Origin of the sequence: Blastococcus mobilis, from assembly GCF_900188025.1 — a bacterium.
Lineage (GTDB): Bacteria > Actinomycetota > Actinomycetes > Mycobacteriales > Geodermatophilaceae > Blastococcus_B > Blastococcus_B mobilis.
Genome location: NZ_FZNO01000001.1, coordinates 143,647 through 168,854 on the forward strand (window position 1 = coordinate 143,647; position 25,208 = coordinate 168,854).

The window sequence follows — 25,208 nt, forward strand, 5'->3', positions numbered from 1 at the left end:
GCCCTCACCAGGTCGCCGCCGGGTGCTGACGGGCCAGACCCTGCAGCACGCCCAGCAGTTCGGCCAGCTCGGGCCCGTGCTGGCCGAGGCGGCCTCGCGGAGGAGCCTCGGCCGGCCATCCGGGCACCCGCAGGGTCGCCCGCTCGAGCACCTGGACGAGTACCGACCGCACCTCGTCGCGAGTGCCGGCCGGGTCGACGGCGACGCCGGCCTCGGTCAGGCGCCGCTCGACGTCGGTGGGGACGAAGAGGTCGTCGAGCAGCCGCCAGATGGCGTCGGCGCCGGCCTGCGCGCGGCGGTGCGACTCGTCGGTTCCGTCACCGAGGCGGAGCAGCCAGCGGGCGGCGTGGTCCCGGTGGTAGGTCAACTCGTTGACGCCCTTGGCGGCGATGGCGGCGAGCACCGGGTCGCGGGATTCCCGCAGCCGCGCGAAGACGGCGAGCCGGACGGTGGACGCGACCAGCAGCCGGACGATGGTCTGCGCGAAGTCGCCGTTGGGCGCGGCGACCAGCGCGGTGCTGCGGAACTCGTCGGCGTCGCGGAAGTAGGCCAGTGCGTCCTCGTCGGGGATCGACTCGGTCGCCTTCTCCCGGGAGCGGCCCAGGACGCCGACCGAACCGGCGCGGGCCAGGAGCAGTCGTGCCTGACCGAGCAGGTCCAGGGCCACGTTGGCGATCGCGACCTCCTCCTCGAGCTCCGGCGCGGCGGTGATCCACTGGGTCAGCCGCTGCGCCAGCACGAGCGCGTCGTCACCGAGCATCAGGCAGTACTCGCCGAGGTCGGCCGGGTCGACGCCGTCGGGGACGGTGGTGTCGACGCCGGCCAGGGGGTCGTCGAAGCCGGTGCCGAAGGCCCAGTGCCCCTCGCCGCCGTGGGCGTGGTCGAGCGCCTCGTACACCGTCTCTTCGTGCCCCATGCGAACGCTTCCTTTCCGTCATGCGCGCCCAGCGGCTGCTCTTGCGAGGGGCCGGAACGGCCGCCCTCTCCCAGGGGCCCGCGCCGAGCTTGCGAGGCGTGGGGAGGGAGAGGGTGTTTTACATGTGGGGGACGTTCTCGGGGATCTCGTAGAACGTGGGGTGCCGGTAGACCTTGTCGCCGCTGGGGGCGAACATCGGGTCCTTCTCGTCGGGGCTCGACGCGGTGATGTCGGCGGCCTTGACCACCCAGATGCTCACGCCCTCGTTGCGCCGGGTGAACAGGTCACGCGCGGCGTGCACCGCCATCTCGTCGTCCGGCGCATGCAGCGAGCCGACGTGCACGTGGTTGAGCCCTCGCTTGCCGCGGACGAAGCATTCGTACAGCGGCCAGTCGCGGCGGCTGAGCGCCGGCTTCGGCTCCACCGGCACCTCCGGGCCGGTCGGGACGGCACCGTGCCCGCCCTCGGCGGTGACGTCGGTCGTGGTCACGCCGCGGCCCTCCCGTGCTTGGTGGCGTACGCCGTGGCCGCCTCGGTCACCCACGCGTTGTCGTCGCGAGCCGCGCGACGGCGGGCGATCCGCTCGGCGTTGGCCGGCCCGTTGCCGCTGATGACGCGCTTGAACTCGTCCCAGTCGATGGCGCCGAACCGGTAGTGCCCCGTCTCGGCGTCGTAGGAGAGGTCCGGGTCGGGGAGGGTCACGCCGAGGACCTCGGCCTGCGGCACCGACATGTCGACGTAGCGCTGGCGCAGTTCGTCGTTGCTGTGCCGCTTGATGCCCCACGCCATCGACTGCGCCGAGTTGGGGCTGTCGTCGTCGGGCGGGCCGAACATCATCAGCGACGGCCACCACCACCGGTCGACGGCGTCCTGGACCATCGCCCGCTGCTCGGGGGTGCCGCGCATCATCGTCAGCAGCAGCTCGTAGCCCTGCCGCTGGTGGAAGGACTCCTCCTTGCAGATGCGGATCATCGCCCGGGCGTACGGGCCGTAGGAGCTGCGGCACAGCGGCACCTGGTTGCAGATCGCGGCGCCGTCGACCAGCCAGCCGATGACCCCGACGTCGGCATAGGTGAGGGTCGGGTAGTTGAAGATGGAGCTGTACTTCTGCCGGCCCTCGATCAGCTTGTCGGTGAGGTCGGCACGGTCGGCGCCCAGGGTCTCGGCCGCGGAGTACAGGTACATTCCGTGTCCGGCCTCGTCCTGGACCTTGGCCAGCAGGATCGCCTTCCGGCGCAGGCTGGGGGCGGCCAGCAACCAGTCACCCTCGGGCTGCATGCCGATGATCTCCGAGTGCGCGTGCTGCGCGATCTGGCGGACCAGGGTCTTGCGGTAGCCCTCGGGCATCCAGTCGCGCGGCTCGATCCGGTGATCGGCGGCGATCGTCGCATCGAACAGGTCCTGCAGCGCCTGCTCGTCGGCGACGGTGGGGCGGTCCAGCGGCGGCGCGGACATCAACGTCTCCCTCAGCCATTTACTGACCAACCGGTCAGGAATAGTGTGACCCAGGCAACGCCTCAACACAAGCGACCAGGGACGGCGGCGATGACGAGGACCGAACAGCGAGCGGTGACGCGACGGCTCGGGAACGCGCCGGACCAGGCCTCCCTCGACGCCACCGAACGGATGGGCGTGGACGAGCTGCGCGCCCTCCAGCTGGAGCGGCTGCAGTGGACCCTGCGGCACGCCTACGAGCACGTGCCGCACTACCGCGCCGCCTTCGACGCCGTCGGGGTGCACCCGGAGGACTGCCGTGAGCTCGGCGACCTGGCCCGGTTCCCCACGACCAGCAAGGCCGACCTGCGCGACAACTACCCGTTCGGCATGTTCGCCGTTCCCCAGGCCCAGGTGCGCCGCGTGCACGCGTCGAGCGGCACCACCGGGCGGCCGACCGTCGTCGGCTACACCGAACGCGACATCGACACCTGGGCCACCGTCATGGCGCGTTCCATCCGGGCGGCCGGCGGGCGGGCCGGCGACAGGCTGCACAACGCCTACGGCTACGGGCTGTTCACCGGTGGCCTCGGCGCGCACTACGGCGCGGAGAAACTCGGGTGCACCGTCATCCCGGTCTCCGGCGGGATGACGCCGCGGCAGGTCCAGTTGATCCAGGACTTCGCGCCGCGCGTGATCATGGTGACGCCGTCGTACATGCTCACGGTGATCGACGAGCTGGAGAAGCAGGGCATCGATCCCCGCACCACCTCCCTGGAGATCGGCATCTTCGGCGCCGAACCCTGGACCGAGCAGATGCGCCAGGAGATGGAGCAGCGGCTCGACATCGAGGCGATCGACATCTATGGCCTGTCCGAGGTGATGGGGCCCGGCGTCGCGCAGGAGTGCGTGGAGACCAAGGACGGGCTGCACATCTGGGAGGACCACTTCTTCCCCGAGGTGATCGACCCCTTCACCGGCGAGGTGCTGCCGGAGGGCGAGGAGGGGGAGCTGGTCTTCACCTCGCTCACCAAGGAGGCCATGCCGGTCATCCGCTACCGCACGCGGGACCTCACCCGGCTGCTGCCGGGCACCGCCCGCCCGGGCATGCGCCGCATGGAGAAGGTCACCGGCCGCACCGACGACATGATCATCCTGCGCGGGGTCAACCTGTTCCCGACGCAGATCGAGGAGATCGTGCTGCAGACGCCCGGGCTCTCGCCGCACTTCACCCTCGTGCTGACCACCCAGGGCCGGCTGGACCACCTCACCGTGCAGGTGGAGGCCCGGCCCGACTGCCCGGCCGAGCGCCGCGACCCGGCGGCCCGTGAGGTGGCGATGGCGGTCAAGGACACCGTCGGCGTCAGCGTGGACGTCGCCGTCGTGGACCCGGACACCCTCGCCCGGTCCGTGGGCAAGCTGAAGCGACTCACCGACCTCCGTGAGCGGGCGGGGGCATGAGCATCGCAGCGAGGAACGAGCGAGGAGCGGAGCGCTCCCGCGGGAGCGAACCGATGACACGTGAGCGGACAGGGGCGTGACCGTCGCGGCCGAGCGGGTCCCGGGCCGGCGTGGCCGCCCCGGCCACTCGCTGGACTCGCTGCTCGTCGCCGCCGTCGCGCTGTTCAACGAGCGTGGCTACGAGGCGACGAGCATGGACGAACTGGCCACCCGGCTCGGGGTCACCAAGTCGGCGATCTACCACCACGTGCCCAGCAAGGTCGAGCTGCTGCGCCTGGCACTCGATCGGGCGCTGGACGCGCTGTTCGCGCTCACCCGGGAGCCCGGGGCCACCACCGGGCCGGCCATCGACCGGCTGGAGTACGTGGTCCGGGGATCGGTGCGGGTCCTGGCGGCAGAGCTGCCGTTCGTGACCCTGCTCCTGCGGTTGCGGGGGAACACCGAGGTCGAGCGGACTGCCCTGCACCGGCGGCGCGAATTCGACCGGATCGTCGCCGGCCTCGTCCGCGCCGCCGAGCACGAGGGCGACGTCCGTACCGATGTCCACCCCGCGATCATCAGCCGGCTGCTGTTCGGCGCCGTCAACTCGCTCACCGAGTGGTACCGCCCCGACGGCGACCTGTCCGCCGAGGACCTCGCCGACGCACTCGTCGCCACCCTGTTCGCCGGCCTGCGCAGCGCGCCCGACTGACCCGAGAGCGCCGGGTGCGTGGGCCCAGGGCCGAGCGGGTCTGCGGCCGGCACGGCGCTGGTGGCGTGAGCCGACCTCGTCCGGGGGACTCCGCACCGGTGCATGCACGCCCGGCCGGCCGTCGACGGGCTCTCGCGTTCGCCGCGCCGCTCGTCCTGGTCCTCACCGCCTGGAACAACCTGATCGTCCCCCGGCTGCCCACGGCACCGGCGTCCTACGTGGTGGTCAACGCGGGGGCCACGGTGGTCCTGCTCGCGGCGGCCCGGTCGGCCCGGCTGCCCTGGCACGAGCTGGGGCTCGCCCGGCGGCGGCTCGCTGCGGGCGCACGGTGGGGCGGGGCAGGGGCCGCGGTGGTGGCCACCGGTTACGCGGTCGCCCTCCTCCTGCCCGGCGTCCGGCCCCTGCTGAAGGACGCCCGGATCGCCGGTCTCGACGGGGGGCAGCTCGCCTTCCAGGTGCTGGTGCGCATCCCCGTCGGCACCGTCCTGTGGGAGGAGGTGGCCTTCCGTGGTGTGCTGCCGGCCGCGCTGGGCGGAGCGGTGTCCCCGCGCGCGGCGACGGCGGGCGCGGGGATCGTCTTCGGGATCTGGCACATCCGGCCGACGCTCAGCGCGCTGGCCGCCAACGATCTGGCCGACGGGCCCGTCAGCCGCGGCGTCGCCGTGCTGCTGGGGTGCCTGGTCACGGCGGGCGCGGGGGTCCTCCTCACCTGGCTGCGGCTGCGCAGCGGAAGCCTGCTCGCTCCCGTCCTGCTGCACCTGGCGGCAAACTGCCTGGGCACGCTGGCCGCTGCCGCCGCGCACCGTCTGGACTGAGCGACGGGCCCCGCCCGGGGTGACCGGGGGCCCGCGCCTCCGGCTGGCGACCGCGGCGAGCGTCGCCGCCCGCCGTCAGCCGGCGGGGCGGGACCCGAGCGGCGCTGCGTCCTCCCGGCGGGGGACGGGCGGCCTCATCGCGGAGCGCCCGGCGCCCGGGGCGGCCTCGGATTCCACCAGCGGGAGGGTGCGCCAGGGAACGAGCTGGGACAACGCCACCACGCTGGTCGAGCGCACGACCGCCGGCGAGCGGTTCAGGTCCACCAGGACCTGCTGCAACGCCTCGTGCGAGCGGGCCGCGACCCGGCACAGCACGTCTCCGCTGCCCGTCGTCGCATGCGCCTCGAGGAGCCCCGGGATGTTCTCCAGGTCTCGCTGCACGTCCTCGATCGCGCCCTGCGCGATCTCGAGGGTCACGAAGGCCTGGACCCCGAAGCCGGCGGCCGTCACGTCGATGTCCGGGCCGTAGCCGGTGACGACGCCGCTGTCCTCGAGACGCTGGAGGCGTGCGGACACGGTCGCTCGAGCCACGCCGGTGATCCGGGAGAGCTCCAGCGCCCCGGCGCGGGGGTGCTCGCGCAGTGCGCCCAGCAGTGCGACGTCGAGGGCGTCGAGGGCGGGCTTGTCGGCCATCGGTGCACCTTCCGTTCCACCACCCCGCGTGGCGTCGTGGCGACTATGCACTTTGCGCAGCAGAAGCGACAGACAGCTAGCTGAATTGGGCGGACAGGCCAGTGATCCCCAGGCTGCTCGCGCACCTCAGCGTGGTGTTGTCCAGTGTTCCCGACACCGCCGCACCGCAACTCGGGAAGAGGGGACGTGCATGAGCCTCGAGCAGACGCTGAACGACGAGGAGCGCCTGGCCGACCTGGACCTCGACCAGCTCAAGCAGCTGGTCGGACTCGTGGAGTACGACGCCTCCGGGGACCCGTTCCCGGTGTCCGGCTGGGACGCGCTCGTGTGGATCGTCGGCAACGCGGTGCAGACCGCGCACTTCTTCCAGTCCGCATTCGGCATGGAGCTCGTCGCCTACTCCGGCCCCGAGACCGGCAACCGTGATCACCACGCGTTCGTCCTGACCTCCGGCGCGGCCCGGTTCGTGATCACGGGTGCTTACGACCCGGGCAGCCCGCTGGCCGACCACCACCGCGCACACGGTGACGGCATCTCCGACATCGCGCTGTCGGTCCCGGACGTGGACCGCTGCATCGCGCACGCGACCGCCCAGGGCGCGACCGTCCTGGAGCAGCCGCACGACCTCACCGACGAGTACGGCACGGTGCGCATCGCGGCGATCGCGGCCTACGGGGACACCCGCCACACGCTCGTCGACCGGTCCCGGTACACCGGGCCCTACCTGCCCGGTTACGTCGCCCGGACGTCGTCCTTCGTCAAGCGCCCGGGCGCGCCCAGGCGCCTCTTCCAGGCCGTGGACCACGTCGTCGGCAACGTCGAGCTCGGCGCCATGGACCGGTGGGTGGACTTCTACAACCGCGTCATGGGCTTCACCAACATGGCCGAGTTCGTCGGCGAGGACATCGCCACCGACTACTCGGCGCTGATGAGCAAGGTGGTGGCCAACGGCAACCACCGGGTGAAGTTCCCGCTCAACGAGCCGGCCCTGGGCAGGAAGAAGTCCCAGATCGACGAGTACCTCGAGTTCTACGGCGGGCCGGGCGCGCAACACGTCGCGCTGGCCACCAACGACATCATCGGCACCGTGGATGCGCTGCGGGCCGAGGGGATCGAGTTCCTGACCACCCCCGACTCCTACTACGAGGACCCGGAGCTGCGCGCCCGCATCGGCACGGTCCGGGCACCCATCGAGGAACTGCAGAAGCGCGGCATCCTGGTCGACCGCGACGAGGACGGCTACCTCCTGCAGATCTTCACCAAGCCGACCGGTGACCGGCCCACGGTCTTCTTCGAGCTCATCGAGCGGCACGGCTCCCTCGGTTTCGGGATCGGCAACTTCAAGGCACTGTTCGAGGCGATCGAGCGCGAGCAGGAGAAGCGCGGCAACTTCTGACAGAGGACCCCCTGCCCCCGCCACTCGCAGGCTCGCGGCGGGACCCTGCAGGGGCCCGGGAGAGGTGGGGTCCGATGGCGCACTACCGGCAGGTGGGCGAGGTCCCGCCGAAGCGGCACACGCAGTTCCGTCGTCCCGACGGCGGCCTGTACTCGGAGGAGCTGATGGGGGAGGAGGGCTTCTCGTCGGACTCCGCACTGCTTTACCACCGCGGCATCCCCTCGGCGTTGGTCGACGCCCGACCGTGGGCGCTCGGGGACCAGACGCTCACCCCGAACGCCCCACTGGTGCCGCGGCACCTGAAGCTGCACGACCTGTTCGCCGGCGAGGAGGCCATGCCGTCTGACGAGCGCAGGGCCACCGATCCGGTGACCGGCCGCCGGCTGGTGCTGGGCAACGCCGACGTCCGGATCTCCTACGCGGTCTCGTCACTGGCCTCGCCGTACTACCGCAACGCGACCGGCGACGAGTGCGTCTACGTCGAGCGCGGCAGCGCCACGGTCGAGACGGTGTTCGGCGCGCTCGACGTGGCCCAGGGCGATTACGTCATCCTGCCGTGCGCGACCACGCACCGATGGGTGCCGACCGGCCAGGAACGGCTGCGCACCTACGTGATCGAGGCCAACAGCCACATCAGCCCGCCGAAGCGGTACCTCTCCCGGTACGGGCAGTTCCTCGAGCACGCCCCCTACAGCGAGCGCGACCTGCGCGGCCCCACCGAGCCGTTGCTGGCCGAGGGCACCGACGTCGAGGTGTACGTCAAGCACCGCGGCGACGGGCCGGGCGGGCTGACCGGCACGGTGCACGTCGTCCCGGAGCACCCGTTCGACGTGGTCGGCTGGGACGGCTGCCTCTACCCCTACGTCTTCAACGTCGCCGACTTCGAGCCGATCACCGGCCGCGTGCACCAGCCACCGCCGGTGCACCAGGTCTTCGAGGGCGCCAACTTCGTCATCTGCAACTTCGTGCCCCGCAAGGTGGACTACCACCCGCTCGCGGTCCCGGTGCCCTACTACCACTCCAACGTCGACTCCGACGAGGTCATGTTCTACGTCGACGGCGACTACGAGGCGCGGAAGGGCTCGGGCATCGGCAAGGGCTCGATCTCCCTGCACCCGGGTGGGCACTCGCACGGGCCGCAGCCGGGCGCGGTCGAGCGCTCGCTCGGCGCCGAGTTCTTCGACGAGCTCGCCGTCATGGTCGACACCTTCCGGCCACTGGGCCTCGGCGAGGGCGGCAGGGCCGTGGACGACGGGAAGTACGCGTGGTCCTGGTCGGGCCGGGGCCCGACGGCGTAGGTCCCTCCCGAGCGCCGGCGGGGGTAGAACCGTTCCGCTGACGCGGGAGCGCGCCGTCAGCGCCCAGGGTTCACGGCTTGACGGCGAGGACCGGTCGGTCGGCGTCGAGCAGGATGCGCTGGGCGCTGCTGCCCATGATCAGCTTCCCGACCGGGGAGCGCTTGCGCAGCCCGATGACGATCACCGAGGCGTCGGTCTCCTGGGCGACCCGCAGGACCTCGTCGGCGATCTCCCCGGTGTGCGGCGTCTGCCGGACCTGCAGCTCGACGCCGGAGGCCTGGGCCCGCGTCGTCATCTCCCGGACCGTGTCCTCCGGCGCGACGTCCGCGCTGACCGGCGCCCCGCTCCGGGGGGAGTTCAGGAGCACGAGCGGCTCGCCGCGGCGCTGCGCCTCGTCGAGGGCTGCGCCGTAGGCGGCCTCGCCCTCCGGCGTGGGTACATATCCGACGAGGACGGTCATACCAGCTCCTTGGTGCGGGTTTCGGTGGACGTGGTGCGGCGACGGACGATCGCGGACCGGACCGGTGGCAGGAGGGCCACCAGCAGGAAGAGGACGAGCAGGATGCCCGAGATCGGCCGGGCGAAGAACTCGGTGGCGTCACCGTCGAAGATCAGCAGCGACCGGCGCAGCGAGTCCTCCAGCAGGGTGCCGAGGACGAAGGCCAGCACCAGTGGGCCGGGGTCGAAGCCGAGCTTCTTCATCAGGTAGCCCAGCGCGCCGAACACGATGACCAGGACGATGTCGAACACGTCGTTGTTCACCGTGTAGACGCCGACCAGCGTGATCAGGACGGTGATGGGGGCGAGGATGGCCGGCCGCACCCGCAGGATTTTCACGAAGAGGCCGACCAGCGGGATGCTCATGATCAGCAACAGGATGTTGCCGATGTACAAGGAGTTGACGACGCCCCAGAAGAGCTCCGGCTCCTGCGTGACGAGCTGCGGACCGGGGCTGACGCCCTGGATCAGCAGGGCACCGAAGATCACCGCCATGGTGGCGTTGGCCGGGATGCCGAGGGTCAGCAGCGGGATGAACGACGACGTCGCGGCCGCGTTGTTCGCCGTCTCCGGACCGGCCACGCCCTCGACGGCGCCGTGGCCGAACCGCTCCGGGGTCTTGGACCGCTTCTTCTCCATGGCGTAGGCGGCCAGTGACGACAGCGTCGCGCCGCCGCCGGGCAGGATGCCCAGGACGAAGCCCAGCACCGAGCCGCGGCCGATGGAGCCGGAGGACTGGCGCAGGTCCTTGCGGGAGGGCCAGACGTTGGCCACGGTCGCCGGCGCGTGGACGGCGGTGTGCCGCTCCTCCAGGTTGTAGAGGATCTCGCCGAGGCCGAAGAGGCCCATCGCGATGGGCACGAAGTCCAGCCCGTCGGCCAGCGACAGGTTGCCGAACGTGAAGCGCTCGCCGCCGGTGAAGGCGTCGCGGCCCACCGTGGCCAGCAGCAGTCCGATGGCGGCGGCGATGACGGCCTTGAGCCGGCTGCCGCTGCTGACGGTGGCCACCAGGAGGATGCCGAGCAGGGCCAGCGCGGTGTACTCCGGCGGCCCGAAGTCGAGCGCGAAGCCGGCCACCAGGGGAGCGAGGAACGTCAGGGCGAGGATCGAGACGGTGCCGCCGATGAAGGAGCCGATCGCCGCGATGCCCAGGGCCGTGCCGGCCTTGCCCTGGCGGGCCAGGGCGTGGCCGTCGAAGACGGTGACCACGGAGGAGGCCTCCCCGGGGAGGCGCAGGAGCACCGAGGTGATCGTGCCGCCGTACTGGGCACCGTAGAAGATGCCCGCGAGCATGATGATCGCGGTCACCGCTTCGACGCCGAACGTGATCGGCAGGAGGATCGCGATCGTGGCCGCCGGACCGAGGCCCGGGAGCACGCCGACCAGCATGCCGATGACGACGCCGATCAGGCAGTAGAGCAGGTTGGTCGGTTCCAGGACGACGGTGAACCCGTCGAGCACCGGGGCGAGGTCCATAGCGGGACTTCCTCAGAAGAGGTGCGGGATGGGGACCGAGAGGGCCGCCACGAAGACGACGTAGAAGGCGACCACCACGCAGAGGCTGGTGACGATCGACGAGCGCCAGCTCTCGCGGCCCAGGAAGCGCAGCCAGACGAAGGCGAGCAGGGCCGCGGGGATCTCGAAGCCGATGACCGAGATCAGCGCGACGAAGACGACCATGGTGGCCAGGCCGGCGAGGACCAGCCAGGTGGAACCGGAGAAGCGCTCGGCGTCGGAGGTCGAGCGGGCGGTGACGACGAGCCCGATCCCGAGGACCACGAGCACGACGCTGATGATCATCGGCCAGGTGCCGGGGCCGGGGTTGCCCGCGCTGCCCGCGCCGAGGGACATCGATCCGAGGAGGGCTGCGGCACCGAGGATCACCACGACGGCGGCGACGACGAGGTTGGTTCCGAGTCCAGCGGGGGGCGGGCGGTGCTCCGCTTCGGCCTCGAGCTGGTGGACCGCTTCCTCGAGGTCGTGCAGGGTCGAGGGAGCGGGCTCGGCGGGATGGGCGGGTCCGGCCGAGGTCGGTTCGACGTCGCCCTGGGAGGTGGCCCCGGCGGCCGTGCGGCCGCCGGGGCTCCCCGGGGTGTGCGCCCCGTCGTGCGGAGAGGTCACGCGTACTCCTCGCTGGCGCTCGTCGGCCGCATGACCAGGGGCGCTGTCCCCCTGCGCGACCTGGCGGGCTGGGTCACTGGTCTCCGCCGAGGTCGATGCCGTACTCCTCGACCACGGACCGGTAGTCCTCCAGGTTGCTGGTCCACTGCTCGCGCAGCTGCTCCCCGTCGATCTCGTTGGGGGTGAGCTGGTTGGACTCGTTGAACTCCTGGTACGCCTCGGACTCGAACGCCGACTGGAACGACTCACGCAGGGACTGCAGGACGTCCTCCGGCGTGCCCTTGGGTGCGAAGACCGCGCGGGCCTGCTGGACCGGGACGTCGTATCCGGCCTCGACGGCCGTGGGGGTGTCGGGCAGGTAGCTCACCCGCTCCTCGGCGAAGGTCACGATCGGGGTCAGCTCGCCGGCCTCGATCTGCTCGATGGCCTCACCGAGCTGGATCGAGCCGACGTCGACCTGGCCACCCAGCACTGCGGTGAGCGTAGGCGAGCCGCCGTCGAAGGGAACCGCGGTGGCCTCGATGTCGGCCTGCGCGAAGAGCAGCTCCTGGGAGAGCTGGCTGCCCGTGCCCACCCCCGTCGTACCGAACGTGATGGGGCGGCCTGCGCCGGCGAGGTCCTCGATCGTGGTGAAGCCGGAGCCCGGTGCCGTGACCAGGACGTAGTCGTCGAGGGAGATGCCGGTGACGATCTCGTAGTCGGCGATGTCGGGCGCCTTGCCCTCGCCGACGGCGAGCGGGGTGATGTAGGCCAGGCTGCCGTTGTAGATCATCAGCGTGTGGCCGTCCGGCTTCTCGCCGGCCAGCTCCTGCGCGGCAAGGGCACCGTTGGCACCGGGCTTGTTCTCCACGGTCACCGGTACGCCGAGGTCGTCGGAGACCTCGTCGGCGAGGGCGCGGGCGATCAGGTCGGTGCTGCCGCCCGGGTCCTGGCCGACGTAGATCGTGACCGGGTCGCCGCCCGGGAACTCCCCGCCCTCGGCGTCCGACCCGCCGGCGATGTTGCCGCCGCACGCGGCGAGCGAGAGGGCCAGAGCAAGTCCGGCACCGGCCGTCGCCCAGCGGCGCGCACGGTGGTTCGTGGTCATGTCGATCTCCTCTACGAGCAGCTCTTCGGCTGGAACGGGGCCCTGTGAGTGGCGTCACGGAGCCGGACGTGGGGGAGCGTATGGACACCGCATCATGCCTGTCCAAAACCTATGCGGCATTGGTTGATACCTTGCTGGCATGGCATTCACGCTGGAGCAGCTCCGGGGTTTCGTGGCTGTGGCCGACGAGCTCCACTTCGGTCGGGCGGCTGCCCGGTTGAAGATGACGCAGCCGCCGCTGAGTCGCCAGATCCAGAAGCTGGAGCGGGTCGTCGGCGCCCAGTTGCTCGAGCGTGACAACCGCCGGGTCGCGCTCACCGCCGCCGGGCAGGTCTTCCTCGCCGAGGCCCGTCGCCTGCTGACCCTCGCCGACACTGCCCCCGAACTGGCCCGACGGGTGTCGTCCGGCTCGCGCGGGGTCGTCCGCATCGGGTTCACCGCCGCCTCCACCTACGGCACGCTCGGCCGGCTGCTCAACGAGGTGGGCCGGGGCCTGCCGGACATCGACCTCGATCTGCAGGAGATGGTCACCCGTGAGCAGGTTGCGGCACTGCTCAACGAGGAGGTGGACCTCGGTCTGGCGCGGCCACCGTTCGATGCGGAGACGTTCGGGTCCCGCCTGCTGCTCCGGGAGGCGCTGCTGGTGGCCGTCCCCACCGGCCACCGGCTCCTCGACCTGGGACGGGACGTGGTCCCGGCCGACCTCGCGAACGAACCGGTCGTCATGCACTCGCCGACCCGGGCGCGGTACTTCTACGACCTGGTCGTGAGCATGGTGCCGGTGGCCTCGGAGAACGCCGTGCACACCGTGAGCCAGGTCCTCACGATGCTGTGGCTCGTGGCCGCGGGCCGGGGAATCGCGTTCGTACCCGCCTCGGCGGCGCGGCTGCCCATCGAGGGGGTCGAGTTCGTCCACCTGCAGACGGCCGTCCCCGACCCCGTCGAGCTGCACCTGCTCTGGGTCCGGGAGTCCCGCAATCCCGCGCTCCGGCACGTCCTCGACCTGCTCGCGCACACCGGCGTCACCTTCTGACGCCGGGAGTCGATGCCGTGCGGGCATCGCTCGATGCGCAACAACTCTTGGACAGGCATCGTCGGATCTTCTTACGGTGACGCCGACCACCGCTCGTGCCCCGCCGCCCGTCGTCGGCGGCCGCGCGATCCCGTCGGACCCAAGGACCTGATCCCCGTGACGCTGTTGCCTCCTGACGCTCTCGCCGACCGTCTGAAGTCCGGCCTGCTCTCCTTCCCGGTGACGCACTTCGGCGCCGACCTGCGCGTCGACGAGGCGCGCTACCGCGAGCACCTCGCCTGGCAGTCGAGCTTCGACGTGGCCGGGCTGTTTGCCGCCGGCGGCACGGGCGAGGGCTTCTCCATGACCTCGGAGGAGATCGACCGCGTGGTGCGCATCGCGGTCGAGGAGGCCGGTGCCCGCGTGCCGGTGCTGGCGCCGGCCACGGGCAGCACCGCGCAGGCGGTGGCCCAGGCGCGGGCCGCGCAGGAGGCCGGCGCCTCGGGCCTGCTGCTCTTCCCGCCCTACCTCACCGAGGCCAGCCAGGCCGGTCTGGTCGAGCACATCGGCGCCGTCTGCCGGGCGACCGACCTCGGGGTGATCGTCTACAGCCGGGCCAACGCCGTCCTCTCCGACGCCACGGTCGCCGAGGTGGCCGACCGCAACCCCAACCTGATCGGGCTCAAGGACGGCATCGGCGACATCGAGCAGATGACCCGGACCTACGCCAAGGTGGGTGATCGGCTGATCTACGTCGGTGGGCTGCCCACGGCCGAGACGTTCGCACTGCCGCTGCTCCAGCTGGGCGTGAGCACCTACTCGTCGGCGCTGTACAACTTCCTCCCGGAGTTCGCGCTGCGCTTCTACGCCGCGGTGCGCGCCCAGGACCGGGTCACCGTCTACTCCATGCTCAACGACTTCGTCATCCCCTACATCGATATCCGGGACCGGACGAAGGGGTACGCCGTCTCCATCGTCAAGGCCGGCCTGACGGCCGTCGGCCGGGACGGCGGCCGGGTGCGCCCGCCGCTGACCGACCTGACCGAGGCGGACCTCGCCGAACTCACGGCTCTGGTCGCCAAGATCTCCTGACGCCGTCCGCGCCCAACACCAGGAGGACCGCATGACCGGCAGCACGCCGACCGTCGCCACCGTCGAGGTCGTCCCCGTAGCGGGACACGACAGCATGCTGCTCAACCTCAGCGGCGCGCACGGACCCTTCTTCACCCGCAACATCGCGATCGTCACCGACAGCGAGGGCCGCACCGGTCTGGGTGAGGTGCCGGGCGGTGAAGCCATCCGCCGCACCATCGAGGACGCCGCCACGCTCCTGGTCGGGCAGCCGGTCGCGCACTACGGCCGCTTGCTGCGGACGGTCGCGCTCACCTACGCCGAGCGCGACAGGGGCGGGCGCGGCCTGCAGACCTTCGACCTGCGGACGACGATCCACGCCGTCACCGCCCTGGAGTCGGCGCTGCTCGACCTGCTCGGCCAGCATCTCGACGTCCCGGTCGCGGAGCTGCTCGGTGAGGGCCAGCAGCGCGAGAGCGTGCCGATGCTCGGCTACCTCTTCTACATCGGTGACCGCAGGGCAACCGACCTGCCCTACCTCGCCGAACCCGACCCGGCCGACGACTGGGAGCGGTTGCGGCGCGAGCCCGCCCTCACGCCGGAGGCCGTCGTCGCCCTGGCCGAGGCCGCCCAGGCCAGGTACGGCTTCACCGACTTCAAGCTCAAGGGCGGCGTCTTCTCCGGCGAGGAGGAAGTGGCCGCCGTCCGGGCGCTGGCCGAGCGCTTCCCCGACGCGCGGATCACGCTGGACCCGAACGGCGCCTGGCTGCTCGCCGACGCCATCGAGCTGTGCAGCGACCTCCGCGGTGTGCTGGCCTACGCCGAGGATCCCGTCGGGCCCGAGGACGGCTGCTCCGGCCGCGAGACCATGGCCGAGTTCCGCCGCGCCACGGGCCTGCCCACGGCGACCAACATGATCGCCACCGACTGGCGGCAGATGGCCCACGCGATCCGCTCGCACGCCGTCGACATCCCGCTGGCCGACCCGCACTTCTGGACGATGCGCGGCTCGGTGCGCGTCGCCCAGCTGTGCGACGACTTCGGTCTGACGTGGGGTTCGCACTCCAACAACCACTTCGACGTCTCCCTGGCGATGTTCACCCAGGTGGGCGCTGCGGCCCCCGGGCGCATCACCGCGCTGGACACCCACTGGATCTGGCAGGACGGTCAGGCGCTCACGCGCAACCCGCTGCAGATCCAGGACGGCGCCATCGCCGTGCCGGCCGCGCCCGGACTCGGCGTCGAGCTCGACCGGGACGCCGTCGACGCCGCGCACCAGCTCTACCTGGAGCACGGCCTCGGCGCCCGGGACGACGCTGTCGCGATGCGCTACCTGGTGCCCGACTGGGCGTTCGACCCTAAGCGCCCGTGTCTCGTCCGCTGAACTGGAGACGACCGTGACGGCCACCCAGATCGCCCGTACGACCAGTCCCGCCGTCCTCGACCGCATCGCCTCGGTGACGCTCTCATCGGTCGTCCTGCCGCTGTCCGACCCGATCAGCGACGCCAAGGTCCTCACCGGTCGCCAGCGGGCGATGACCGAGGTGGTCTTCCTCTTCGCCGAGATCCGGACCGAGGGCGGTCACGAGGGCATCGGGTTCGGGTACTCCAAGCGTGCCGGGGGGCCGGCACAGTTCGCGCACGCCAAGGAGATCGCCGCCGATCTGATCGGCGAGGACCCCAGCGACATCGGACGGCTCTGGACCAAGCTCGTCTGGGCGGGGGCGTCCGTGGGCCGCAGCGGCGCCTCGACGCAGGCCATCGCGGCCATGGACATCGCGCTGTGGGACCTCAAGGCCAAGCGGGCGGGCCTGCCCCTGGCCAAGCTGCTGGGGGCACACCGGGACTCCGTCCCCTGCTACAACACCTCCGGCGGCTTCCTGCACGAGTCGATCGACCAGGTGCTGGAGAACGCCACCCGAACCATCGGCGAGGGCATCGGCGGCATCAAGATCAAGGTGGGCCAGCCGGACTGGGCCGAGGACCTGCGGCGGGTCCGCGCGGTGCGCGAGCACATCGGCGACCGGATGCCCCTCATGGTGGACGCGAACCAGCAGTGGGACCGGCCCACCGCGATGCGGGTCAGCCGGGCGCTGGAGGAGTTCGACCTCGTCTGGATCGAGGAGCCGCTCGACGCCTACGACGCCGAGGGGCACGCCCAGCTCGCCCGGTCGCTGGACACCGCGATCGCGACGGGAGAGATGCTCACCAGCGTGCCCGAGCACTACGAGCTGATCCGCGCCGGCTCGGTCGACATCATCCAGCCGGACGCGCCGCGCATCGGGGGCATCACCCAGTTCCTCAAGCTGGCAGCCCTCGCCGAGCACAGCAATCTCCAGATGGCGCCGCACTTCGCCATGGAGATCCACCTGCATCTCGCCGCGGCGTATCCCCACGGCGCCTGGGTGGAGCACTTCGACTGGCTCTACCCGCTGTTCAACGAGCGGCTCGAGATCCGCGACGGCCGGATGCTGTTGTCCGACCGGCCCGGCCTCGGCGTCACCCTCACCGAGCAGGCCCGCGCGTGGACGGTGGACACCGTCCGCATCGACGCAGCCCGCTGACCGCTCTCACCTGCACCGCACCCAGGAGGACCCCCATGGCCACACCCGGCGTCCGCGACGTCATCAGCATCGATCCCCGGACCGGAGCGGCCGTCGAGGTCGTCGCTCAGGAGACCACCTCCGCCGACGTGGACCGCCTCTGCGCGGCCGCCCTCGCCGCCGCTCCCGTGCTCGACCACATGGGGCGCGCCGGCCGGGCGGCTCTGCTGGGCGTCCTCGCCGACGCCCTCGAGGCCCGCCGCGAGGACGTCGTCGCGACCGCCGACCGGGAGACGGGCCTCGGCCCCACTCGGCTGAACGGCGAGCTCACCCGCACCTGCTACCAGCTGCGGCTCTTCGGCGAGGTGCTGCTGGAGGGCAGCTACCTCGAGGCGGCGATCGACCACGCCGGGGACACCCCGATGGGCCCGCGCCCGGACCTGCGCCGGATGCTCGTGCCGATCGGTCCGGTCGCCGTCTTCGGCGCCAGCAACTTCCCGCTGGCCTTCTCCGTCCCCGGCGGCGACACCGCCTCCGCCCTCGCCGCCGGCTCCCCGGTGATCGTCAAGGCGCACGGCTCGCACCCCGCGACCTCCCAGCTCGCCTTCGACATCATGGCCGCGGCCGCCCGCGAGGCCGGTGCGCCCGACGGCACGCTCAGCATCGTGCACGGCCTGCAGGCCGGCGCCGACCTGGTGGCCCACCCGGCCATCCGCGCCGTCGGCTTCACCGGGTCGGTGAACGGCGGCAAGGCGCTGCTGGAGATCATCGAGCGCCGGCCGGACCCGGTGCCGTTCTACGGCGAGCTGAGCAGCCTCAACCCCGTCGTCGTCACGCCCCGGGCGGCCGTCGAGCGCGGCGAGCAGCTCGGCCGCGAACTCGTCGGCTCCTTCACCCTCGGCGCGGGGCAGTTCTGCACCAAGCCGGGGCTGGCCTTCGTGCCCAGCGGCCCGGAGGGCGACGCCGTCGTGGCCGCCATGGCCGACGCGGTGCGGGAGACCGCGGCGCAGACGCTGCTGAACGAGGGCATCGCCGGCTCCTACACGCGGATCTCGTCCGCGCTGGCCGAGCTGCCCGGGGTCTCGACGGTCGCGCACGGGGGCGAACCGCAGGGACCCGGCTTCCAGGCGACGCCGCTGCTGCTCACCACCGAGGCGGCCGACCTGCCGCACGAGGTCACCGAGGAGTGCTTCGGGCCGGTCGCCGTGGTCGCCCGCTACGACGGCGAGAAGGCGCTGTTCGCGGCGCTGGAGCTCATGCCGTCGTCGCTGACCGCGACGGTGCTGCGCGGCGAGGGCGAGACCGAGCTGCCGTTGGCGGTGTCGCAGGAACTGCGCACCCGGGCCGGCCGGCTGGTCTACGACGCCTACCCGACCGGGGTCGCGGTCTCCTGGGCGCAGCACCACGGCGGTCCGTGGCCCTCGACCAACTCCCAGCACACCTCGGTCGGGACGACCGCCATCCGCCGGTTCCTGCGGCCGGTCACCTGGCAGGGCGCCCCGCAGGAGGTGCTGCCCGAGGAGCTGACCGACGGCTTCCAGGACATCCCCCGCCGGATCGACGGAAAGCTGCAGCTGCCCCGTGACTGAGCGGGTCGCGCTGGTCGGCTCCCAACGGGGGCTGCGGGTCGATCCCGACCTGCCGCTCGCCGTGGCGGCGCTCGGGGACGCCGGGTACGAGGTCGACCTGGTCCGGTGGGACGACGCCGACGTGGACTGGTGGGGGTTCGACCTCGCCGTCGTCCGCTCCTGCTGGGACTACGCCTGGCGGCTGGAGGAGTTCCTGTCCTGGGCGGCGGCGTTCCCGGGCCAGGCCACTCGGCTGCGCAATGCCGTGGAGCTGCTGCGCTGGAACACCGACAAGACCTACCTGCGCGACCTCGAGCGGGCCGGCCTGCCGGTCGTGCCGACCGTGTGGCACCCCCTCGGTGCCGACCAGCTGCCCGACGCGGGGGAGTGGGTGGTCAAGCCCTCCGTGTCCGCCGGTTCCCGGGACACGGCGCGGTGGACCGACCCGACGGCGGCCCTGGCCCACGTGGCCGAGCTGACGGCGGCCGGTCGGACGGCGATGGTGCAGCCCTACCTCGACAGCGTCGACGACCTCGGCGAGACGGCGATGCTGTTCATCGGCGGCCGGTTCTCCCACGCCGTGCGGAAGGGGCCGCTGCTCAGGCGCGGGGAGGGCGTCCGGCAGGACCGGGACAGCCGCGGCGACCTGCGCCGGGTAGACCCCACGCCGGCGCAGCGGGAGGTCGCCGACGCGGTGTTCGCGGCGATCACGACGCTGGTCCCCGAGGCGGCGGCGCCGCTGTATGCGCGGATCGACCTGGTGCAGGACGGGGCCGGCCGGCCGGTCGTCCTGGAACTGGAACTGACCGAGCCCAGCCTCTTCCTCCCGCAGGCACCCGAGGCCGCCGTGGCCCTCGCGCGTGCAGTGGAGGCGGAACTCCAGCAGTGAGTGGCGTGCTGAGCGGCTTCGCCGCCCTGGCCGCGGTCATCGCCGCCGGCTGGGTGGTGGGCCGGACCGGCATCCTCGGGAAGGACGCGCCGGGCATCCTGTCCCGGCTGTCGTTCTACGTGGCCACCCCGGCGCTGCTCTTCCTGACGCTCGCCAGGGCGGACACCGGCGTCGTCGCGTCCGCCGCGCTGATCGGGACCGCGGGGGCCGCGGTGGTCAGCGCGCTGCTGTTCGCCGGTCTGGCCTGGTCGCGGTGGCGGCTGCCGGCCGCCGAGCTCGCCACCGGTGGCCTCGCGGCGTCCTACGTCAACGCCGGCAACCTCGGCGTCCCGGTGTCGGTGTACGTCCTCGGGGACGCGTCGTACGTCGCGCCGGTGCTGCTGTTCCAGGTGCTGGTCATGGCTCCGGTCGGGCTCGCGGTCCTCGCCGACTCGCGAGCGGAGGCTGGGCCCACGACCCACTGGCGGCAGCTGCTCGTCCAGCCGCTCCGCACGCCGGTCGTCATCGGTTGCGCCCTGGGCCTGCTGCTGGCGGCCAGCGGACTGCAGCTGCCCGCGCTGGTCCTGGAGCCGGTGGAGCTCATCGCGGCGCTGGCGGTGCCGGCCGCCCTGCTGGCCTACGGCATGACCCTGCACGGGGCGCCGCGGCCGGCCGCCGGCCCACTGGCGGGCCAGGTCTGGCTCGCGGTCGCCCTCAAGAACGTGGCGATGCCGGCCATCGCCTACGCCCTCGGCCGCTGGGTGGCCGACCTGGACGGCATCGCGCTGCTCGCGGTCACGGTCACCTCCGCGCTGCCCACGGCCCAGAACGTCTTCGTCTACGCGTCGGCCTACGACCGCGGCACCCTGCTGGCCCGCGACGTGATCCTGCTCAGCACCGTGCTGTCGGTTCCCGTCCTCGTCGGCATGGCGGTGCTACTGGGATGAGCCCTGCTGCTCGGATGAGGGGAGAAGCCGTGACCACCCACCCGGCCGAGGAGTTCGACGTCGTCCTCGTCGGGGGCGGCGTCATGAGCGCGACGCTCGGGATGCTGCTCGCGGAGCTCGAGCCCGGCTGGCGGGTCGCCGTCGTCGAACGCCTGACCGAGGCGGGGCTGGAGAGCTCCGGCGCCTGGAACAACGCGGGCACCGGGCACGCCGGGCTCTGCGAGTTCAACTACACGCCACGGCGGCCCGACGGGTCGGTCGACGTCTCCCGCGCCGTGGAGATCGGGGAGCAGTTCTCGGCTTCCCTGCTGTTCTGGGCGCACCTGGTCGAGCGCGGCCTGCTCGGGCGGCCGCAGGACTTCCTCCGCCCGGTGCCCCACCTCGGTCTCGGCCGGGGTCCCGACGGCGTGGCGCACCTGCGGGCCCGCTGGGAGGCGCTGCGCGATCACCCCCTCTTCGCCGAGACGGACTTCAGCCACGACCGCGATGTCCTGGCCGGCTGGCTGCCGCTGATGTTCGGCGATCGGCCGGACGACGGGCCCGTCGCCGTCACGCGTTCCACGCGTGGGACCGACGTCGACTTCGGCGCCCTGACGCGGCGGCTGCTCGCCGCCCTGCAGCAGCGCGGCGGGGTGCTCCGGCTGCAGCACGAGGTCGTCTCGCTGGCCCGCACCGGCGGGTCCTGGGCACTCGACGTGCGGGACCGGGGCACACGGGCTCGCCGCTCGCTCCGGGCGCCGTACGTGTTCGTCGGCGCGGGCGGTGGGACGCTGCCGCTGCTGCAGCGGGCCGGCGTTCCGGAGGTGCGCCGGTACGGCGCCTTCCCGATCAGTGGCCAGTTCCTGCGCACGTCCCGACCCGACCTCGTCGCGGCCCACCGGGCCAAGGTCTACGGGCACGCCGCACCGGGAGCGCCGACGATCTCCGTGCCGCACCTGGACCACCGCACCGTGGACGGGCGGGAGTACCAGATGTTCGGGCCGTTCGCGGCCTTCTCCCCGCGCTTCCTGCGCACCGGGCGGCTGACCGACCTGGTCCGGTCGGTGCGCCCGGGCAACCTCCCGGTCCTCGCGGCGTCCGCACGGGACAACCGCTCGCTCATGGCCTACCTGGTCCGCCAGGTCGCCCAGACGTCGCGGGCGCGGCTGGACGCGTTGCGCGCGTTCGTCCCGGCAGCGGAGGCCGGCGACTGGGAACTGATCACTGCCGGGCAGCGGGTGCAGGTGCTCAAGATGTCAGGTGGGCCCGGTCGGCGACGAGGCGCGATGGTCGGCTTCGGCACGGAGGTGGTCACCTCGGCCGGCGGCTCGCTGGCCGCCCTGCTGGGCGCCTCCCCGGGGGCGTCGCGACCGCCGCGTCCACGATGGTCGACGTGCTCGCGGCGAGCTTCCCCGGCCGCATGGCGCAGTGGGCGCCCAGGCTCGCCGAGATCGCCCCGTCGCCGGCCTCCCTCGCCCGTCCCGATCCCGCCGAGCTCGCCGCCCGCACGGCCGCCGCGCGTCGGGTCCTGAACCTCGATCCGGCCGCCGATGCCTTCGGAAGGACCCCCGCATGACCCGCGACGACCTGACCACCCGCCTCTCCAGCCTGGTGGGCGATGCCGGCCTGATCACCGAGGCGGACCGGATGAGCGGCTACCTGACCGACTGGCGCCACGCGTACGCGGGCAGCGCGGCAGCGGTCGTCCGGCCGGCGAGCACGGCGGAGGTCGCGGCCGTCGTCCGCCTGTGCCGGGAGGCGGGGGTGGCGGTGGTTCCCCAGGGCGGCAACACCGGGCTGTGCGGCGGCTCGATGCCCGACTCCTCCGGCCGGCAGGTCGTGCTCTCGCTGGACCGCATGCGCCGGATCCGCGGGGTCGACCCGGTCAACCAGACGATCACGGTGGAGGCGGGGGTCATCCTGCAGTCGGTGCAGGAGGTCGCCGCGGCGGAGGGGTGTCTGTTCCCGCTCTCCCTGGGCGCCGAGGGCAGCTGCACCATCGGCGGCAACCTGTCGACCAACGCCGGCGGGACCGGGGTGCTCCGCTACGGGAACATGCGCGACCTCACCCTGGGACTGGAGGTCGTGCTGCCCGACGGCCGGATCTGGAACGGCCTGCGTGGGCTGCGCAAGGACAACACCGGCTACGACCTCAAGCACCTGTTCATCGGGGCGGAGGGCACGCTCGGCGTCATCACGGCGGCGGTGCTGAAGCTCTTCCCGGCCGTGCGCAGCCGGGCGACGGCGTGGGTCGCGTTGCCCTCCCCGCAGGCAGCGGTCGACCTCATCGGCCTCGTCCGCGCGCTGTGCGGCGACCGGCTCACCGGGTTCGAGATCCTGTCGCGGCAGAGCCTGGACTTCGTGCTCCGGCACCGGGCGGGTTCCCGCGACCTCCTCGGCGCCGTCCATCCCTGGTACGTGCTGGTGGAGCTGAGCGACACGCTGCCCGGCGCCGGCCTGGACGGCCTGCTGGAGACCGCACTGGCCGAGGCGTTCGACCGGGCGGTGGCCTCCGATGCGGTCGTGGCCTCCGGTCCGGCCCAGGTCGCCGCACTCTGGGCGCTGCGCGAGGGGATCTCCGAGGCACAGAACTTCGAGGGCCCGAGTCTCAAGCACGACGTCACCGTGCCGGTGAGCAGCATCGCCGCGTTCGTCGAGCAGACCGACCGCGCGTTGCGCGCCGCCGTGCCCGGGATCCGGATCGTGACCTACGGGCACATCGGCGACGGCAACCTGCACTACAACCTGAGCAAGCCCGTCGGCAGTGACGACGACGCCTTCCGGGCCCGTGCCGAGGAGCTGGCGCGGGTCGTCTACGACTCGACCAGCAGCTTCGACGGGAGCATCAGCGCCGAGCACGGGCTGGGGCAGTCCAAGCGGGACGTCATCGCCACCTACAAGGACGCCACCGAGCTGGACCTGATGCGCGGGATCAAGGGGTTGTTCGATCCCGGCAGCCTGATGAACCCTGGGAAGGTGTTGCCGCATGCCTGAGCCCCGCGCAGCGGCGGAGGCGGTCGCTGACGGGAGCGCCGACGACCTGCACCGCCTGTCGATGACCATCCTGATGACGCCCGACATGTCGAACTTCGCGGGCAACGTGCACGGCGGCACCCTGCTGAAGTACCTCGACCAGGTCGCCTACACCTGCGCGACCCGCTACGCGCGCAACTACGCCGTCACCCTGTCGGTGGACCAGGTCGTCTTCCGCGAACCCATCCACGTCGGGGAACTGGTGACCTTCCAGGCGTCGGTGAACCACACGGGCCGGACGTCCCTCGAGATCGGCGTGCGGGTGACCACCCAGGACCTGGTGCGGCAGGTCGTCCGGCACACCAACAGCTGCTACTTCACGATGGTGGCCGTCGGGCCGGATGGGGAGACCGCCGCCGCGCACCAGGCCGATCCGGGCATCGGCGACCGTGGCAGCGCCCCACTGATCGTCCTGGCGTCGACCCGCGGTGACGCTGGCAGTGCCCTAGCGTCGCGGGGGTGAGCAAGCGCCTGGTGGTCATCGGAGGGGACGCGGCCGGCGGCAGCGCGGCGTCCCAGGCCAAGAAGCGGCAGCGCGATCTCGACGTGGTCATGTTCGAGCGCGGACGGGCGACGTCCTACTCCGCGTGCGGCATCCCGTACTGGATCAGCGGCGCGGTGGACGACGAGGCGTCCCTCGTCGCCCGGACACCGGACGAGCACCGGGCCGCGGGCATCGACGTCCGGATGCGCACCGAGGTGGTCGGCATCGACCTGGAGCGGCAGGTCGTGCACTGGAGGGACCTGGACGGCGGCGCCGCCGGGACCGAGCCCTACGACGACCTGGTCTACGCGACGGGCAGCGTGCCCATGCGCCCGCCCGTGCCGGGCATCGACGCCGCCGGGGTCCACGGCGTCCAGGTCCTCGACGACGGGGCGGCCCTCCGTGCGGAGCTGTCCCGGGACTCGGTGCGCCGGGTCGTGGTCGTCGGAGGCGGCTACATCGGCCTGGAGATCGCCGAGGCGTGCCGGATGCGGGGTCTCGACGTCACCGTCGTGGACCGCTCGGCCACCCCGGTCGGCACCTTCGATCCCGATGTCGGTGCGCAGATCGCCGAGGCGGTCCGGAAGGAGGGCATCGATGTGGTGCTCTCCGACGGCGTCGCTGCCATCGAGGTCGGTCGCGACGGCCGCGCCCGGGCGGTGGTCACCGCCAGCGGCCGGGAGCTGCCCGCCGACCTGGTCGTCCTGGGTCTCGGCGTGCGGCCGGACGTACGCCTGGCGCAGGAGGCCGGGATCCCGCTGGGCACCTCCGGGGGCGTCGCCGTCGACGCACGCATGCGCACCCGGGCGGAGGGGGTGTGGGCGGCCGGGGACTGCGTCGAGTCACGGCACCGGCTGTCCGGGCAACGGGTGGTGGTGGCCCTGGGCACCCATGCCAACAAGCAGGGCCGGGTGGCGGGGATCAACATCGGCGGCGGCTACGCGACCTTCCCCGGGGTGATCGGCACGGCCATCACGCGGGTCTGCAACCTGGAGGCGGCCCGCACCGGCCTGTCGTCGGTGGAGGCGGAGGCGGCGGGCTACTCCTTCGTGAAGGTCGGCGTCGACTCGACGACCAAGGCCGGCTACTTCCCGGGCGCCGAGCCCATCCACGTCTCGATGATCGCCGAGCGGCGGAGCGGGCGACTGCTGGGGGCGCAGATCGTGGGGCGGGAAGCGGCGGCCAAGCGCGTCGACGCCCTGGCCATCTGCATCTGGAACGAGATGTCCGTCGACGAGATCCTGTCGCTCGACCTCTCCTACGCCCCGCCGTTCTCGCCCGTCTGGGACCCCGTGCTCATCGCGGCACGGAAGGCGTTCGAGGCCGTGGAGGCCGACGTCCGGCAGCTCTGAC

Annotated in this window: 24 protein-coding genes; 16 read left to right on the forward strand and 8 right to left on the reverse strand. The window is 72.3% G+C overall.

Annotation, left to right across the window (positions count from 1 at the left end):
• Positions 1-4: 4 nt before the first annotated feature.
• From paaC to paaA, 3 genes are all read right to left on the reverse strand, one after another.
• Positions 5-916: a 1,2-phenylacetyl-CoA epoxidase subunit PaaC gene (paaC, locus tag CHB94_RS00730; protein WP_089334662.1), complete on the reverse strand. Its 912-nt coding sequence runs from the start codon at positions 914-916 to the stop codon at positions 5-7.
• A gap of 118 nt (positions 917-1,034) precedes the next feature.
• The gene (paaB, locus tag CHB94_RS00735) at positions 1,035-1,406 is read right to left on the reverse strand and encodes a 1,2-phenylacetyl-CoA epoxidase subunit PaaB (RefSeq protein ID WP_368073838.1); all 372 of its coding nucleotides are present in this window, start codon (positions 1,404-1,406) and stop codon (positions 1,035-1,037) included.
• Positions 1,403-2,371, reverse strand: coding sequence for a 1,2-phenylacetyl-CoA epoxidase subunit PaaA (gene paaA / locus CHB94_RS00740; protein ID WP_089334663.1), 969 nt, complete (start codon positions 2,369-2,371; stop codon positions 1,403-1,405). Before paaA ends, paaB begins: the two co-directional genes overlap by 4 nt.
• A 90-nt stretch (positions 2,372-2,461) precedes the next feature.
• Here paaA and paaK point away from each other — a divergent pair, with 90 nt between their 5' ends.
• From paaK to CHB94_RS00755, 3 genes are all read left to right on the forward strand, one after another.
• Complete coding sequence (gene paaK, locus CHB94_RS00745) at positions 2,462-3,811, forward strand: phenylacetate--CoA ligase PaaK (RefSeq protein WP_089334664.1); 1,350 nt, start codon at positions 2,462-2,464, stop codon at positions 3,809-3,811.
• A 76-nt stretch (positions 3,812-3,887) separates the two neighbouring features.
• Positions 3,888-4,502, forward strand: a complete 615-nt coding sequence (locus tag CHB94_RS00750; protein WP_089334665.1) for a TetR/AcrR family transcriptional regulator — start codon at positions 3,888-3,890, stop codon at positions 4,500-4,502.
• Between the two features lie 98 nt (positions 4,503-4,600).
• The gene (locus CHB94_RS00755) at positions 4,601-5,317 is read left to right on the forward strand and encodes a CPBP family intramembrane glutamic endopeptidase (protein ID WP_089334666.1); all 717 of its coding nucleotides are present in this window, start codon (positions 4,601-4,603) and stop codon (positions 5,315-5,317) included.
• A 75-nt stretch (positions 5,318-5,392) separates the two neighbouring features.
• On the opposite strand, the gene CHB94_RS00760 is transcribed toward CHB94_RS00755, so the two are convergent.
• Positions 5,393-5,950, reverse strand: coding sequence for an Lrp/AsnC family transcriptional regulator (locus CHB94_RS00760; protein WP_089334667.1), 558 nt, complete (start codon positions 5,948-5,950; stop codon positions 5,393-5,395).
• A 190-nt stretch (positions 5,951-6,140) separates the two neighbouring features.
• Between CHB94_RS00760 and hppD the strand changes: the two genes are divergently transcribed.
• Together hppD and CHB94_RS00770 are read left to right on the forward strand one after the other, a co-directional pair.
• Positions 6,141-7,346 carry a 4-hydroxyphenylpyruvate dioxygenase gene (gene hppD / locus CHB94_RS00765; protein ID WP_089334668.1) on the forward strand — a complete coding sequence of 402 codons (1,206 nt, stop codon included), beginning with the start codon at positions 6,141-6,143 and terminating at the stop codon, positions 7,344-7,346.
• A gap of 74 nt (positions 7,347-7,420) precedes the next feature.
• Positions 7,421-8,644, forward strand: coding sequence for a homogentisate 1,2-dioxygenase (locus tag CHB94_RS00770; protein WP_089334669.1), 1,224 nt, complete (start codon positions 7,421-7,423; stop codon positions 8,642-8,644).
• A gap of 70 nt (positions 8,645-8,714) precedes the next feature.
• Here CHB94_RS00770 and CHB94_RS00775 read toward each other — a convergent pair whose 3' ends face one another.
• From CHB94_RS00775 to CHB94_RS00790, 4 genes are all read right to left on the reverse strand, one after another.
• A complete protein-coding gene (locus tag CHB94_RS00775) occupies positions 8,715-9,104 on the reverse strand; it encodes a universal stress protein (RefSeq protein WP_089334670.1) in 390 nt (129 codons plus the stop codon).
• On the reverse strand, positions 9,101-10,618 hold the full coding sequence (locus tag CHB94_RS00780) for a tripartite tricarboxylate transporter permease (RefSeq protein WP_089334671.1): 1,518 nt from the start codon (positions 10,616-10,618) through the stop codon (positions 9,101-9,103). The genes CHB94_RS00775 and CHB94_RS00780 overlap by 4 nt, the downstream gene beginning before the upstream one ends.
• Positions 10,619-10,630: 12 nt before the next feature.
• Positions 10,631-11,263, reverse strand: coding sequence for a tripartite tricarboxylate transporter TctB family protein (locus CHB94_RS00785; protein WP_089334672.1), 633 nt, complete (start codon positions 11,261-11,263; stop codon positions 10,631-10,633).
• A 73-nt stretch (positions 11,264-11,336) separates the two neighbouring features.
• Entirely contained in the window at positions 11,337-12,350 is a 1,014-nt protein-coding gene (locus CHB94_RS00790) for a Bug family tripartite tricarboxylate transporter substrate binding protein (RefSeq protein WP_089334673.1), read from the reverse strand.
• Positions 12,351-12,489: 139 nt separating this feature from the next.
• On the opposite strand from CHB94_RS00790, the gene CHB94_RS00795 reads away from it, so the two are divergent.
• The 11 genes from CHB94_RS00795 to CHB94_RS00845 all read left to right on the forward strand — a co-directional run bounded on the left by CHB94_RS00795 (position 12,490) and on the right by CHB94_RS00845 (position 25,207).
• Complete coding sequence (locus CHB94_RS00795) at positions 12,490-13,383, forward strand: LysR substrate-binding domain-containing protein (protein WP_089334674.1); 894 nt, start codon at positions 12,490-12,492, stop codon at positions 13,381-13,383.
• Positions 13,384-13,539: 156 nt separating this feature from the next.
• Positions 13,540-14,454, forward strand: a complete 915-nt coding sequence (gene kdgD, locus CHB94_RS00800; protein ID WP_089334675.1) for a 5-dehydro-4-deoxyglucarate dehydratase — start codon at positions 13,540-13,542, stop codon at positions 14,452-14,454.
• Positions 14,455-14,485: 31 nt separating this feature from the next.
• Positions 14,486-15,817, forward strand: coding sequence for an enolase C-terminal domain-like protein (locus CHB94_RS00805; protein WP_089334676.1), 1,332 nt, complete (start codon positions 14,486-14,488; stop codon positions 15,815-15,817).
• Positions 15,818-15,830: 13 nt separating this feature from the next.
• Positions 15,831-16,997: an L-talarate/galactarate dehydratase gene (locus CHB94_RS00810; RefSeq protein WP_089334677.1), complete on the forward strand. Its 1,167-nt coding sequence runs from the start codon at positions 15,831-15,833 to the stop codon at positions 16,995-16,997.
• Between the two features lie 35 nt (positions 16,998-17,032).
• The gene (locus CHB94_RS00815) at positions 17,033-18,565 is read left to right on the forward strand and encodes an aldehyde dehydrogenase (NADP(+)) (protein WP_089334678.1); all 1,533 of its coding nucleotides are present in this window, start codon (positions 17,033-17,035) and stop codon (positions 18,563-18,565) included.
• A complete protein-coding gene (locus CHB94_RS00820) occupies positions 18,558-19,433 on the forward strand; it encodes an ATP-grasp domain-containing protein (protein WP_089334679.1) in 876 nt (291 codons plus the stop codon). Before CHB94_RS00815 ends, CHB94_RS00820 begins: the two co-directional genes overlap by 8 nt.
• Entirely contained in the window at positions 19,430-20,359 is a 930-nt protein-coding gene (locus CHB94_RS00825; RefSeq protein ID WP_089334680.1) for an AEC family transporter, read from the forward strand. Before CHB94_RS00820 ends, CHB94_RS00825 begins: the two co-directional genes overlap by 4 nt.
• A gap of 29 nt (positions 20,360-20,388) precedes the next feature.
• A complete protein-coding gene (gene mqo / locus CHB94_RS00830; RefSeq protein ID WP_217899106.1) occupies positions 20,389-21,870 on the forward strand; it encodes a malate dehydrogenase (quinone) in 1,482 nt (493 codons plus the stop codon).
• A 40-nt stretch (positions 21,871-21,910) separates the two neighbouring features.
• Entirely contained in the window at positions 21,911-23,332 is a 1,422-nt protein-coding gene (locus CHB94_RS00835) for an FAD-binding oxidoreductase (RefSeq protein ID WP_089334681.1), read from the forward strand.
• On the forward strand, positions 23,325-23,834 hold the full coding sequence (locus CHB94_RS00840) for an acyl-CoA thioesterase (RefSeq protein WP_089334682.1): 510 nt from the start codon (positions 23,325-23,327) through the stop codon (positions 23,832-23,834). Before CHB94_RS00835 ends, CHB94_RS00840 begins: the two co-directional genes overlap by 8 nt.
• Positions 23,831-25,207, forward strand: coding sequence for an FAD-dependent oxidoreductase (locus CHB94_RS00845; RefSeq protein WP_089334683.1), 1,377 nt, complete (start codon positions 23,831-23,833; stop codon positions 25,205-25,207). The genes CHB94_RS00840 and CHB94_RS00845 overlap by 4 nt, the downstream gene beginning before the upstream one ends.
• Position 25,208 lies beyond the last annotated feature (1 nt).